Genomic DNA, 1,059 nt, shown 5'->3' with positions numbered 1-1,059 from the left:
ACCACACCAACGACGAGGGGCTTCGCCACGTCACCACCCCACCTGACCAGGGCGTTCCGCACCTCAAGCGCCAGGATGAAAGACGTTCACTGAGCGCTTTCAGCGTGGCCACCGATCGGGTGATGGCCTCGGTGCCCGCAACGGACAGGGCTCCCGTGCCGTTGGGTGAGGTGTTCGAAGTCTCAACCTGCCGGTCCAGGAGCCCTGTTGGTTCCCTATCCTGCCGCACTCGACCTGCCTCATGCGCTGGTCGAGTGGGTCACGATGCTCATCGTCACCCGTGAGGGTGACCGCCGCTGCAAGCTTCCGCCGCACCAGCGCGCCCTCGTCGCTCTCGCCTACCTGCGCAAGCACGACACCCTCGCCCAGATCGCCGCCGGGTTCGGCATATCCGTGGGCACGGCCCACGCCTACACCACCGCGGTCGTGAAACTCCTAGCCGGCCGGGCCCCGGGCCTGCTCAAGACCTTGCGCGAGCACGACCCCGAATACGTGCTCCTGGACGGCACCCTCAGCGAGTGCGACCGCTTGGGCGACGGACGCACCGACTACTCCCACAAGCACCGACGCCATGGGGTGAACGTGCAGGTCGTCACCGATCCCGAAGGCCGGCTGCTATGGATCTCGCCAGCCCTGCCGGGCCGAGCTCACGACCTGACCGCGGCACGCACCCACCACATCATCCGGATCTGCGAACGCCAGGGCGTCCCGATCGTCGCCGACCGCGCTTACATCGGCGCCGGCTCCTGGGTCACCACCGCAATCCGCCGCCCGCCCAACGGCGAACTGTCACCGACCGAGCGGACGCTGAACCGCGCACTCGCCCACGCCCGTGCTCCCGTCGAACGAGGCGTCGCCCGCCTGAAGTCCTGGCGGATCTTCCGCCGAAGCCGCTGCAGCCCGAACCGGATGACGGTCATCGCCGCCGCGGTCCTCACCCTGGAGAGGCAACGCTGAAAACACTCACTGAACGTCTTTCATCCTGAGTAGTCGCAGGTCAGCAGGGTGTGGACGGCTTGGACGATCGTGCCGATGCGGCGTGTGGAGCATCTGGCCCGG

At 67.7% G+C, this 1,059-nt stretch carries 1 protein-coding gene and 1 pseudogene; one reads left to right on the top strand and one right to left on the bottom strand.

Going from position 1 to position 1,059, the window contains the following annotated elements; all coding sequences use genetic code 11:
- Nucleotides 1-207: 207 nt before the first annotated feature.
- The gene (locus tag ABT026_RS32130) at nt 208-957 is read left to right on the top strand and encodes a transposase family protein (RefSeq protein WP_351118730.1); all 750 of its coding nucleotides are present in this window, start codon (nt 208-210) and stop codon (nt 955-957) included.
- Between the two features lie 20 nt (nt 958-977).
- Here ABT026_RS32130 and ABT026_RS32125 read toward each other — a convergent pair.
- Nucleotides 978-1,059 (bottom strand): annotated as a pseudogene (locus ABT026_RS32125) (IS5/IS1182 family transposase); the annotation flags it as partial.

Origin of the sequence: Streptomyces sp. NPDC002734, from assembly GCF_040295685.1 — a bacterium.
In the GTDB taxonomy this organism is placed as follows: domain Bacteria; phylum Actinomycetota; class Actinomycetes; order Streptomycetales; family Streptomycetaceae; genus Streptomyces.
The sequence above is the reverse complement of the archived record's forward strand: the minus strand, read 5'-3'. Positions and strand labels throughout refer to the sequence as shown.